Genomic DNA, 13,001 nt, shown 5'->3' with positions numbered 1-13,001 from the left:
AGCCTTTTTTTCATGTACTTATGATTGATATGATAAAGCAAAGGTCATTAAAAATTTTAATATCGTTAAGTAAATGTGATGAAAATCATAATATTTATTTATCTTTATCTCTATTTGTGTATATAAGAGTATAATTATAAATAACTTTAATGCATAATTATATTGCATTTTTGTACACATAGTCCTATAATTTAGTTAAAGAACCTAACAAAAATTTAGGTTGATACAAAAATAGTTAGGGTTAATTTTATATTAGCTATTAATCGGGCTGGCGTAATTTAAATTGGAAAGGTTAATTAATGACATTGGAAGAGGGGTTATTTCAATGAGTACATTAGAGCGAATAAAAGTCATAGCCCATGGATTAGCGGCGCAATTTGGCCCATCCTGTGAAGTATTGATTCATGATTTAAAAGGGGATATCAATTCGTCTCTTGTATATATTGAGAATGGAACTATAACTAATCGACATGTTGGTGATGGTCCATCGCATGTGGTTTTAGATGTGCTGAGTCATGACGATGGTAGCGAGGGTAGATTTGGTTATCTCACAAAAACTAAAGATGGCCGAATATTAAAATCTTCTACCATGTATATTCGTGATGATACAGGTCGTATAGCATACTTGTTGGGGATTAACCAAGATATAACAGAGTTTGTTTTGATGCATCGACTTTTGGATAGTCTGGTCAATACAGGTCAGGAAGATGCAGGATCTGTTGAAAAAATTACGACAAGTGTATCGGAGCTATTAGATGATTTATTACTAGATATAGAACGTATAGTTGGTAAACCAGGACCATTGATGAATAAGGTGGAACGCTTAAAAGCTATAACCTACTTAAACGAAAAAGGGGCTTTTCTTATCTCGAAGTCTTCTGAGAAGATAGCAGAGTATTTTAATATTTCTAAGTTTACTCTTTATAGTGATTTAAATACTATAAAGGAAGAATCCTAGGAGGCAAATATGGAACGAATTCAGTGGAAGCGTAATACGATGGCACCATCAAGTGACAAGTTTTTGTCCGTTATGGATGTTAGAGAGGTTAAGAAAGCTAAAGCGTTTCATGAAAGTTTTCCACAATATAGCATTACTCCACTTGTATCGCTTAAGAATTTAGCGTCTTATATCGGTGTTGATGCACTCTTTGTAAAAGATGAATCTTACCGATTTGGCCTTAATGCATTTAAGGTATTAGGCGGTTCCTATGCGATGGCAAAATATGTGGCGCAACAAACTGGTAAAGCTGTTGAGGATGTACCATATGATGTATTAACATCTGCAAAATTAAAAGAAGAGTTTGGTCAAGCTACATTCTTTACTGCAACTGATGGTAACCACGGTCGCGGTGTAGCATGGGCAGCCAATAAATTAGGTCAAAAATCTGTAGTATTTATGCCAAAGGGCTCTACAGAATACCGCAGAAAACAAATCGAAAATGAAGGCGCTACCGTAACAATCGAAGACTTCAATTACGATGAGTGTGTACGCTTAGCAACTAAAAAGTCTAAAGAAGTTCCTAACGGTGTTGTAGTTCAAGATACTGCATGGGAAGGTTATGAAGAAATTCCAAACTGGATTATGCAAGGCTATGGCACAATGGCTATGGAAACAGCAAATCAATTAGAAGCTGATAATTGTAAAGTTCCTACACATGTATTTGTACAAGCTGGTGTAGGTTCCCTTGCCGGTTCTGTAGTGGGTTACTTCACTAATCTATACAGCAATGTGGCTAAAAAACCTAAATTAGTGGTTGTAGAAGCGGCAGCAGCAGCTTGTTTATACAAAGGAGCTGTAGCTGATGATGGTAAACCTCGTATCGTAGAAGGTGATTTAGAAACAATCATGGCAGGTTTAGCTTGTGGTGAACCGAACACGGTTTCTTGGGATATTTTAAGAAATCATGCAGATGTATTCGTTTCTGCGCCTGACTGGGTAGCACGTTTAGGCATGCGCGTTGGTGGTGCACCAATTAAAGGCGATACTCCAATTACTACTGGTGAGTCTGGTGCAGTTCCATTAGGTCTTGTAATGGCAATTATGACGATGCCGGAATATGAAGACTTACGGAAAGAGTTAGAATTAGATGCGTCTTCAAAGGTACTCTGTTTCTCCACTGAAGGTGATACGGATCCTGAAAGATATAAAAATATTATGTGGTATGGTGAAGATCGTTAGGAGGCATTAATTATGGATTTACAAGCAATTAAACAAGCAGCGGCAACTTATGGCCCAGCGATGACAAAATTTTTACGTGAGATCGTAGCATTTCCAGGTGAAAGTGCTGAAGAAAAAGATCATGTAAAACGTATAGAACAAGAAATGAAAGACCTAGGATTTGATGAAGTTGAAGTAGATCCTATGGGGAATATTCTCGGATATATGGGTACAGGGAAAACTCTCATTGCCTTTGATGGACATATTGATACAGTTGGTATTGGCAATCGTGACAATTGGGATTTTGATCCATATGATGGTTTCGAAGATGAAACTAAAATTGGTGGCCGTGGCGTATCTGACCAATTGGGTGGTATTGTATCCGCTGTATACGGCGCTAAAATTATGAAAGACTTAGGACTTCTAAGTGATAAATATCGTGTACTTGTTGTAGGTACAGTTCAAGAGGAAGATTGCGATGGTCTTTGCTGGGAATACATGATTAAAGAACGCAATATCCGTCCTGAATTCGTGGTATCCACTGAGCCAACTGATGGCGGTATCTACCGCGGTCAACGTGGTCGCATGGAAATCCGCGTAGACGTACAAGGCGTATCTTGCCATGGTTCTGCTCCTGAACGCGGTGATAACGCAATTTATAAAATGGCAGATATACTTCAAGACATCCGTGAATTAAATGCTAACTCTGCTGATGAAAGCACAAAAATTAAGGGCCTTGTTAAAATGCTTGACCCTAAATTTAACCCTGACCATTACGAAGAAGCTCGCTTCTTAGGTCGCGGTACAGTAACTACTTCCCAAATTTTCTATACTTCTCCAAGCCGTTGTGCAGTAGCTGACTCCTGTGCTATTTCCTTGGATCGTCGTATGACGGCTGGTGAAACTTGGCAAAGTTGCTTGGCAGAAATCGAAGCGTTACCACATGTTAAAGAATATGGTGCGAAAGTATCCATGTATGAATATGCTCGTCCATCTTGGACTGGTTTAACCTATCCAATCGAATGCTACTTCCCAACATGGGTAATTCCTAAAGATCATAAAGTAACAGAAGCTTTGGAAGAAGCATACACTAGCTTATATGGAAACGAACGTATTGGTGCAGAAGATACAGTTGAAATGCGTAAAGCTCGCCCATTAACTGATAAATGGACATTCTCTACAAATGGTGTATCTATCATGGGCCGTAATGGCATTCCATGCATTGGCTTCGGTCCTGGTGCAGAAGCACAAGCACATGCACCTAACGAAATTACATGGAAACAAGATCTTGTAACATGTGCTGCTGTATATGCATTATTACCATCCGTATATTGCAAAAATTAATATCACATACATTGAATTAGATTTAATATAAACGGAATAACTGGAAAATAGTTGATATTTAGAATTTCATATAGTGCCTCACTATTTGATGAGGCATCGTATAAAGTTAGATCCTAAGTAGCCCTTTAGGGAATTGAAAGAGAGGACTTACAGATGACAGACTTCAATAAAAGTATTGAAACTTTACAAAAATTAGACGTTAGTAAAATGTACGGTGAAGATTTCTTCTTAACTTGGGAAAAATCTGATGATGAATTGCAAGGTGTATGGGCAGTAGCTGATGCATTACGTGCTCTTAGAGAACGCAATATCTCTACTAAAGTATTTGACAGCGGTCTTGGCATTTCTTTATTCCGTGATAACTCTACAAGAACACGCTTCTCCTTTGCTTCCGCTTGTAATTTGCTAGGTCTTGAAGTTCAAGATTTAGACGAAGGCAAATCTCAAATCGCTCACGGTGAAACAGTTCGTGAAACAGCTAATATGATTTCCTTTATGGCAGATGTTATCGGTATTCGTGATGATATGTATATCGGTAAAGGCAATGCTTATATGCATCAAGTTTCCGATGCAGTTAAAGAAGGTCATGAAGATGGTGTATTAGAGCAACGCCCAACACTTGTAAATCTACAATGTGATATCGACCATCCTACACAAATCATGGCTGATACAGCTCATATCATCAAAGAATTTGGCGGTGTAGAAAATCTTAAAGGTAAAAAGATTGCTATGACGTGGGCGTATTCTCCATCCTATGGTAAACCTTTATCCGTACCTCAAGGTGCTATTGGTTTATTCACTCGTCTCGGTATGGAAGTTGTATTAGCCCATCCAGAAGGGTATGAAGTAATGCCGGAAGTTGAAGAAATCGCTAAGAAACAAGCTGAAGCTAGTGGCGGTTCATTCCGTAGAACTAACGACATGAAAGATGCTTTCAAAGATGCAGACATCGTATATCCTAAGAGCTGGGCTCCATTCGGTGCAATGGAAAAACGTACAAAACTGTATGGTGAAAATGATCATGAAGGTATTAAAGCCTTAGAAAAAGTGCTTCTTGAAGAAAATGGTAAACATAAAGATTGGGCATGTACGGAAGAGATGATGAGTCTCACAAAGGACGGCAAAGCTCTTTACTTACATTGCTTACCAGCAGATATTACAGGTGTAAGTTGTGAAGAAGGCGAAGTAGATGCAACAGTATTTGATCGCTACCGCATACCTCTTTATAAGGAAGCAAGCTACAAACCATATGTTATTGCAGCTATGATTTTCCTTAGCAAATTTAAAAATCCTGTAGAAACCTTAAAAGAATTAGAACGGAAGGGAACCGAACGAGTTCAACCGTAAAGTAAAGTTTAGGGGCCATCCGTATTGATGGCTCCTTTTATTCTTAATAGTTTGTTATGAGGCATAACATGAAAAAGAGAGTTGTAGTAGCACTAGGGGGGAATGCATTAGGCAATTCCTTACCAGAACAGAAAATTGCAGTAAAAAGTACAGCTAAAACAATCATTGATTTAGTAGAAGCTGATTGTGACGTAGTGGTAACACATGGTAATGGACCTCAAATTGGTATGATCAACAATGCGATGGCTGCATTAACTCGTGAAGTAGAAGGTCAACCAAACACTCCATTATCTGTATGTGTAGCAATGAGCCAAGCTTATATTGGTTATGACTTACAAAATGCTCTTCACGAAGAGCTCTTAAATCGTGGTATTAAAGATTTGCCAACAATGACTATGGTTACACAAGTACTTGTTGATCAAAATGACCCAGCTTTTCAAAATCCTACAAAACCAATTGGTCATTTTATGACTCAGGAAGAAGCTGAATACGCAGAAAAGAATTACGATTATGTGGTAAAAGAAGATGCGGGTCGTGGTTATCGTCGTGTGGTGGCATCTCCAGCACCAAAAGAAATCATTGAACTAGAAGCAATTAAAGGTTTAGTAGGTAAACAATTAATTGTTGCTTGTGGCGGGGGAGGTATCCCAGTAACTAAAGAAGGCAATGAACTTCATGGTGCAGCTGCTGTTATCGATAAAGACTGGACTAGTAGTTTATTGGCCCAAGAAATTGATGCTGATGTTCTCGTTATTTTAACAGCTGTTGAAAAGGTTGCCATTAACTTTGGTAAAGAAAATGAAAAATGGCTTGATGAAATAACCGTTACACAAGCTAAAGAATATGTATCAGCTGGTGAGTTTGCAGAAGGCTCGATGAAACCAAAGGTAGAAGCCGCTATAGCATTTGCAGAATCCAAAAAAGGCCGTGTCTCAATTATCACATTATTAGAGAAATCTAAAGATGGTATAGCAGGAAAAACAGGCACACGTATCGTATTATAATAATATATAAGTTTATAAGTATGCATTTCAACGAATCGTTGAGGAGGTGCCCACATGATTATATTAGGAAAAGGTACTGTTATTACTCGCGACGCTGATAGACCTATCATTTATGATGGTGCTGTTGCTATCGACGGGACTCAAATTGTTGATATTGGTAAATATGATGAATTATGCAAAGCTTATGCAAACGCAGAAATTATTGATGCTCATGGTGGCTTGATTATGCCAGGTTTCATTAATGCACATCATCATATTTACTCCGCTCTTGCACGAGGCTTATCGTTGCCAGGTCCAGCACCGACTAACTTCGGTGAAATCTTGGAAGGACTTTGGTTCTACTTAGATAATAAATTGACCGCTCCAGATGTAAAAGCAAGTGCATTACTTACGTATTTAGGCTGTATCGAAAATGGTGTAACTACTATTTTTGACCATCATGCAAGTTATGGTGAAGTTCCTAACAGCTTATCCATCATTGCAGATGTAGCTAAACAATTCGGCGTTCGCTCATGTTTATGCTATGAAGTATCCGACCGCAATGGCGTAGACCAAATGAAAGCCGCTGTTGCAGAAAACGTACGTTTTGGTAAAGAAGCAAAACAAGATCCATCCAGACTGGTGGCGATGATGGGCTTGCATGCATCTTTCACATTGAGCACGGAAACATTAGATTATGTGAAAGCTCATAATGAGGATCAGTTGGGATATCATGTTCATGTTGCAGAAGGTCCTGAAGATGTGGCAGATAGTAAAGAAAAGTATGGCATGACACCTGTTAGACGTCTCGTAGAGGCAGGTATTTTAGGCCCTAAGAGTATCGCTGGTCACTGTGTACACGTAACTGACGAAGATGTGGCATTATTGAAAAAATCTCAAGCTAAGGTCGTACATAACCCAGAAAGTAACATGGGTAATGCAGTAGGCACGACAGATATCTTGAAACTATTAGATGCAGGAATCACTGTTGGTCTTGGTACAGATGGTTATACAAATGATATGCTCGAATCTTATAAAGTAGCGAATTGTCTTGTGAAACATGAGCAACATAAACCATATGTAGGCTGGGGAGAAGTACCTTATATGCTATTTGAAAACAATCGCAAAATGGCTAATGAATTCTTCGATACTACGATAGGCATCCTTAAAAAAGGTGCCGCAGCTGACGTAATTGTTCTTGATTACGCAGCACCAACACCACTTGATGAAAACAACATCAATGGTCACTTACTATTCGGTGCTAATGGTATGTATGTGGTAACAACTATTAGTGATGGTGTACCACGCATGATTGATCGTAAATTACAAGGCATTGATAAAGCTGAAGTAATGGACGAAGTTTTAGCAACATCTAAAGGTTTATGGAAACGACTAAACCCATAACGCAAGCGCTTTAAAGGAGTGTGACATTATGAGTGACATTATGTATCCGGTAAGTTTCGGAAATTTGATGAACCACATTATGACTGAGTACAAGATGTACAATCGCATTTACAATGTAAATAAAATTCATCGTACGAATCATGATCAACGCTTATCTATCTTTGGTAAATCCATTGAAAATCCTGTAGGTCCAGCAGCTGGCCCTAATACACAGTTGGCACAAAATATTGTGGCATCTTATGTAGCTGGTGCTCGTTGCATTGAATTAAAAACTGTACAAATCATGTACGGTGAAGAACTAGGTATTCCTAGACCTTGTATCTACTCTGTAGATGAAGCATATAATGTAGAATGGTCTTCTGAATATAGCTGTGATGAAGCTGCTGATGAATACATTAAAGCTTGGTTCGCATTAAAATTAATCTCTAAAGAATTAGGATTAGGCGATCCAGATGGATTCTTATTTATCATGAGTGTTGGCTACAACTTGGCTGGTATCAAGAGCCCTATGGTTGATAAATTCATCAACACAATGCGCAGTGCATCTCAATCTCCAATGTGGGATATTTGCAAACAATGGTGCCTTGACCACGTAGATGAATTTGAACATATCGATGCTGATTTCATCAACTCCATTGGTGATGAACTTTGTCAAGCAATCACATTGTCCACAATGCACGGTTGCCCAGCAGAAGAAATCGAATCCATTTGTTCTTACCTTATCAGTGAAAAAGGTCTTCACCTATACTTAAAATGCAACCCTACATTGTTAGGGCCAAAACGCATTAGAGAATTATTGGATAACGCTGGCTTTGAATACATTGACTTTGAAGATCATCAATTTGAAGTTGACCTTCAATTCGATAAAGCTGTTCCAATGTTAGAACGTCTTATCGCTCTTGGTGAAAAACACAACAAGATCTTTGGCGTTAAATTGACAAATACATTCCCGGTACAAATTCACAACAATGAATTGCCAGGCGAGCAAATGTACATGTCTGGTAAATCCTTGTTACCTGTAACAATTGGTGTAGCTGAGCTTTTAAGTGCTCAATTCGGCGAACGTTTACCAATGTCTTATAGCGGCGGTGCTGTAAAACAAAACATCAAAGCTATCTTTGATTGTGGTATCTGGCCTGTAACAGTATGTACAATTCTTCTGCAAGGCGAAGGTTACAATACTTTCAAAGGTTTAGCAGACGAAGTAGAATCTACTGATTACAAAGCTGCTTTAAAAGTTCATAAAGAACTTATCGCTGAACTTGCTAAAGATATCGCTGAGAACAAAATTTTCAAGAAGAGCGATGTTATGAAGAAAAAACGTGAAGCAATGCCATCCTTCCCTGGTACACGTAGCTCTGATTACCACTGCCGCGTAGTTTGTGGCGCTTGTGTTCGCGTATGTCCTAATAGATGTAATGAAGTCGTTACTGTAAATGATGCTAAATTGATCGTCCATGTTGATCAAAGCTGTAATGAGTGTGGTAACTGTGCATGTCATTGCGTAGAACCTTGTCAACCATACAAGGATCGCATTACATTCTTCCACAATGCTGAAGCTTTAGCAGATAGTACAAATGATGGTTTCTACATCAAAGGCACTAGCTGTGGTTATCGCTTTAAAGGTGAAGAAGCCGTATGTGACATTGATGCATTACCTGAAGAATTGAAAGGAGTTGTACATGCCTTCTGTAAAGAGCATGTGTACTATGTATCATGATTATCATACAACAAGGGGACTTGGTCTTAAATGATCGAATCCTTACCGGAGATTTACTTATCGATGGCGACAAAATTGTCGCCATTGATGAACACGTTCCTGTTCCAGAAGGGGCTAAAGTAATTGATGCAAAAGGTTGCTATGTGTTCCCAGGATTTATAGATCCTCATACGCACTTCCAAATGACCAATGCTTTAGCATCGACTGCGGATGATTTTGATAGTGGCACAAAGGCTGCTATCCTTGGTGGGACTACTTCAATCATCAACTTTGCTTCTCCCGAGGATGGATCCCTTTGTAAAGGCTTAGAGGTTCATAAGGAGCGTGCTACAGGGCATTGCTCCTGTGACTACAAATTTCATATGGAGCTTGTAGAAATGAATGATACGGTGGCCAGTGAAATACCGAAAGTGGTTAAAGCTGGTGTATCATCCTTTAAGGTATATTTAGCTTATGGGTTCCGTTTAACGGACCGAGAAATTTATGACGCTATTGAAGCTATAAAACCAACAGGCGCACTTGTAGGGGCTCACTGTGAAAATGGGGACCTCATCGATGCACTCGTAGCTGATAAGCGTAAGTGCGGGGACTTAGATATAAGTAATCACCCACTTACAAGACCTGCTATGATTGAATCGGAATCGATTAAACGATTTAGTACAATCGGCGCTTCTCTAGATTATCCAGTACATGTTGTGCATGTAAGCTCTAAGGAAGGGGTAGAAGAAATCCTTCGAGAACGTGCACTAGGGCATGCAGTGACTTGTGAAACATGTCCACAGTATTTGGTACTTGATGAATCAAGATATAGTTTACCTGATTATGAAGGGGCTAAATACGTGATGAGTCCACCTCTTAGAACTGAAGTAGATCAAATGACATTGAAGAACGCTTTAGTAAATGGTACTTTCCAAACTATTGGCTCCGACCATTGTAGCTTCAATTTTGAAGGACAAAAATTAAAAAGTCGTCATGACTTTACTCGTATTCCTGGTGGCATTCCAGGTGCGGAGGAACGGGGCATCGTTGCTTATGATGTATTGGTAAACCAATGCAATATGAGTGCCGTAGATTTTATGAAATTAGTAAGTGAAAACCCAGCAAAACTATATGGCATGTATCCTAAGAAGGGTACATTAGCTGTAGGTAGTGATGGAGATATTACAATCGTAGATAAGAATGTAAAACACATTCTTTCAATAGAGTCTGCCCATACAAAGGCTGACTATATACCGTATGAGGGACTATCTGTAACCGGTATGGTTCGTGATGTAATCCTCAGAGGTCACCATGTGGTACAAGATGGATCCTTAATAGAATCATATCTTGGTGAATGTATTCCTTAATGAAAGGAGGACTATATATGTACCGCTTTCAAGTGAATGGCACCTATTATGAGGCTCAAGAGGATCAGCGCTTAATTGATTTCTTAAGAGCTGATTTGAAGCTGACAGGCACCAAAGAAGGTTGTAGTGCTGGTGCTTGTGGTACGTGTACAGTAATTATAGACGGGAAAAAGGCAAAAGCTTGTGTTAGTAAATTATCCCAATTAGATGGCAAATCAATTGTAACGATTGAGGGATTAACTGATAGGGAAAAAGCTGTATACACCTATGCTTTTGGTGAATGTGGAGCGGTGCAATGTGGCTTCTGTATACCAGGTATGATTATTAGTGCAAAGGCCCTAATTGATGAAAATAATGACCCTACATCTGAAGATGTTAAAAAAGCTATTTTAGGCAATATTTGTCGTTGTACAGGTTATGTGAAAATTGAAGAAGGCATTATGCTAGCAGCAAAAATGATTCGTGAGAATTTACCTGTTCCGGAAAAGGATACTAATGCTGCTGTAGGAGCTCGTTTACATCGTGTCGATGCGGAGGAAAAAGCTTTAGGTACGGGAAAATATGCCGATGATATTCATATGGATGGTATGATTTACGCTAAAGCATTGCGTTCTAAATATCCACGGGCTAGAGTGGATCGCGTTGATGTGTCTAAAGCTCTTGAACACCCAGCCTGTGTAACGGCTTTGACTGCTGCTGATGTACCATTCAATAAAACTGGTCATTTAGTGCCGGATTGGGATGTACTTATCGCAGAAGGTGATATTACACGTTATGTAGGCGATGCAGTTGCACTTGTTGCAACTACAGAAAAGAAATATTTAGACGAAGTATTGGCTCTAGTTGAAGTTGATTATACTGAATTAGAACCCGTATTAGATCCATTGGAAGCACTAAAACCAGATGCTCCTCAGTTACATCCAGACGGAAATGTATTATCTCGTCAAACATTATCTCGTGGCGATGTAGATAAGGCTATTGCAGAGGCTGCTTTTGTAGTAACAAATCATTATTCCACACCTCAAACCGACCATGCATTTATGGAACCAGAATGTGCCGTTGCATATCGTGAGGGAGATGAAATTCATCTGCATTCAGGTAGCCAAAATGTTTATGATGATCGTCGTGAAGTTGCTCGTATGCTTGGTATTCCGAATGAGGCTGTAAAGGTTCACAGTATGCTCGTAGGTGGTGGCTTTGGTGGTAAAGAAGATATGACCGTACAACATCATGCATCACTCGTAGCTTGGCTTACAGGTAAACCAACTAAGGTTCTATTCTCTCGTCAAGAAAGTCTCAATATCCATACTAAACGTCATGCGATGGAAATGGATATTACAACAGCTTGTGATGCGGAAGGTAATTTGGTAGCAAGTAAGGTAAATATCGTTTCTAATTGTGGCGCGTATGCATCTTTAGGTGGTCCTGTACTTCAACGTGCTGGTACCCATTCTTGTGGCCCTTATCACTTTGATAATTTTGCTTTTGATGGTGTATGTGTTTATACAAATACTGTTCCTGGCGGTGCATTCCGTGGATTCGGCGTAACACAAACTATCTTTGGACAAGAACAAAATATTGATGAATTAGCTGCGTTGGTAGGCATGGATCCTTGGGAGTTCCGCTATAAAAATGTTGTGCGCCCTGGTGACTCATTACCAAACGGACAAATCTGTTCCAAAGAAACCGCTTTAGTAGAATGTTTGGAAGCCGTAAAAGACGCATATTATGCATCTAACCGTACCGGTCTTGCGGTATGTTTGAAAAATAGTGGTATTGGTGTAGGATTACCTGATACGGGTCGCGTTATTTTAGAAGTACGTGATGGTAAAGTTCGTATTCGTACGGGTGCCGCTTGTATTGGTCAAGGCATGGCTACTATGGCAACACAAGTACTTTGTGAAACGACAGGCTTAACGGCGGATAAAGTATTTGTAGAACGACCTGATACAGTACGTACACCAGATTCTGGTACAACTACTGCATCTCGTCAAACACTCTTTACCGGTGAAGCAACTCGCAAAGCAAGTCTTCGATTAAAAGAAATGTTAGATACTAAAACATTAGAAGAACTGAATGGTGTAGAGATTTATGAAGAGTTCCTCGGTGAAACAGATCCATTCAATTCTGATAAACCACATCCAAAAAATCATGTTGCCTATGGTTATGGTGCATGTGTAGCAACAATCGGTGAAGACAATAAGGTTGCTAATTTACATGTAGCATACGATGTAGGCCGTGTAGTGAACCCTCAATCCTGTACAGGTCAGGCCGAAGGTGGTGCCATTATGGGAATGGGGTATGCCGTTACAGAAGACTTCCCTTATAAAGAAGGGTATGTAACATCTAAATACGGTACGCTAGGACTTCTTAGAGCTACCCAATGTCCTCCAATTCATGTAAGTCTTATCGAAAAAGGGACACCAGAACAATATGCATACGGTGCTAAAGGTATTGGCGAAATCTCTAGCATTCCGATTGCACCGGCTATTGCAAATGCGTATCGTCGTATCGACGGAGAACCACGTAGGTCCTTGCCGATTAAACATACAGGTTATAAAAAATAGAATATTTGCTTAATGGTAGGGGCTTTTGCCCCTAGCCATCAAGGTTCCCACGTGAAGTCGATGAGATTTCTAAACTCTATCATGTACGATAGTATGACTATATTGTTTAACTAGTAACTAAAACGTAAGATA

9 protein-coding genes are annotated in these 13,001 nt (G+C 39.4%); all 9 read left to right on the top strand.

The window, feature by feature from the left end; genetic code table 11:
• Positions 1-325 precede the first annotated feature (325 nt).
• The 9 genes from VPAR_RS06420 to xdh all read left to right on the top strand — a co-directional run bounded on the left by VPAR_RS06420 (position 326) and on the right by xdh (position 12,869).
• The gene (locus VPAR_RS06420) at positions 326-958 is read left to right on the top strand and encodes a helix-turn-helix transcriptional regulator (RefSeq protein ID WP_012864622.1); all 633 of its coding nucleotides are present in this window, start codon (positions 326-328) and stop codon (positions 956-958) included.
• Positions 959-967: 9 nt separating this feature from the next.
• Positions 968-2,179, top strand: coding sequence for a diaminopropionate ammonia-lyase (dpaL, locus tag VPAR_RS09620; RefSeq protein ID WP_012864621.1), 1,212 nt, complete (start codon positions 968-970; stop codon positions 2,177-2,179).
• A 12-nt stretch (positions 2,180-2,191) separates the two neighbouring features.
• Entirely contained in the window at positions 2,192-3,502 is a 1,311-nt protein-coding gene (locus VPAR_RS09615; protein WP_012864620.1) for a YgeY family selenium metabolism-linked hydrolase, read from the top strand.
• 153 nt (positions 3,503-3,655) lie between these two features.
• Positions 3,656-4,849, top strand: coding sequence for a knotted carbamoyltransferase YgeW (ygeW, locus tag VPAR_RS06405; protein WP_004696537.1), 1,194 nt, complete (start codon positions 3,656-3,658; stop codon positions 4,847-4,849).
• A 68-nt stretch (positions 4,850-4,917) separates the two neighbouring features.
• The gene (arcC, locus tag VPAR_RS06400) at positions 4,918-5,853 is read left to right on the top strand and encodes a carbamate kinase (protein ID WP_004696535.1); all 936 of its coding nucleotides are present in this window, start codon (positions 4,918-4,920) and stop codon (positions 5,851-5,853) included.
• Positions 5,854-5,907: 54 nt separating this feature from the next.
• Positions 5,908-7,236 carry a putative aminohydrolase SsnA gene (ssnA, locus tag VPAR_RS06395; RefSeq protein WP_012864619.1) on the top strand — a complete coding sequence of 443 codons (1,329 nt, stop codon included), beginning with the start codon at positions 5,908-5,910 and terminating at the stop codon, positions 7,234-7,236.
• A gap of 28 nt (positions 7,237-7,264) precedes the next feature.
• A complete protein-coding gene (locus tag VPAR_RS06390; RefSeq protein ID WP_012864618.1) occupies positions 7,265-8,956 on the top strand; it encodes a selenate reductase in 1,692 nt (563 codons plus the stop codon).
• Positions 8,953-10,302: a dihydropyrimidinase gene (hydA, locus tag VPAR_RS06385; protein ID WP_012864617.1), complete on the top strand. Its 1,350-nt coding sequence runs from the start codon at positions 8,953-8,955 to the stop codon at positions 10,300-10,302. The genes VPAR_RS06390 and hydA overlap by 4 nt, the downstream gene beginning before the upstream one ends.
• Positions 10,303-10,319: 17 nt before the next feature.
• The gene (gene xdh / locus VPAR_RS06380; protein ID WP_012864616.1) at positions 10,320-12,869 is read left to right on the top strand and encodes a selenium-dependent xanthine dehydrogenase; all 2,550 of its coding nucleotides are present in this window, start codon (positions 10,320-10,322) and stop codon (positions 12,867-12,869) included.
• Positions 12,870-13,001: the final 132 nt, after the last annotated feature.

The organism is Veillonella parvula DSM 2008 (assembly GCF_000024945.1).
In the GTDB taxonomy this organism is placed as follows: domain Bacteria; phylum Bacillota; class Negativicutes; order Veillonellales; family Veillonellaceae; genus Veillonella; species Veillonella parvula.
Note: the sequence above shows the minus strand (reverse complement) of the source record. Positions and strands in the feature narration are given on the sequence as shown.